Raw genomic sequence first — 397 nt, 5'->3', positions numbered from 1 at the left:
ATCGTGAATGTCGCCTTCGAAGAGGGGCGTTTTCGGGAAATTAAATCGGTAAGTCTCGCATGAGAACCTATCCCATTCGACTGCGACTTTTACGTCGAACCCCGCCAGCTCAATCCCTTCACAGAACCCGCCGCAGCCTGAAAACAACGATACAGCCGTCAAGCTCAAATTCGCCTCCTTGGACCGGCGGGATCATGGGTCTATGAGTCCCAAATATGAGCCAACGCACGGTTGAGCGAATCTTGAACAATTCAGGTACGGCTTGCAAGAGAATTCCGAAAATGCCTGAAAATGCGTGTTTATAGGGGTGATCTGACAAGTCGGCTGTGGCGTCAAAAACTGATCGATGCAATTCAGCATGGAGTCATGATGGGACTTATAGTCAGTGGAAGTGTGG

At 49.9% G+C, this 397-nt stretch carries 1 protein-coding gene; it reads right to left on the bottom strand.

The annotated features are described in order from the left end of the window. On the bottom strand, positions 1-147 hold a 147-nt coding region (locus SOP85_RS31575), incomplete at its 3' end, for a DNA cytosine methyltransferase (protein WP_442967970.1). Positions 148-397: the final 250 nt, after the last annotated feature.

It is taken from the genome of Pseudomonas sp. YuFO20 (assembly GCF_035064975.1).
Lineage (GTDB): Bacteria > Pseudomonadota > Gammaproteobacteria > Pseudomonadales > Pseudomonadaceae > Aquipseudomonas > Aquipseudomonas putida_AE.
Note: the sequence above shows the minus strand (reverse complement) of the source record. Positions and strands in the feature narration are given on the sequence as shown.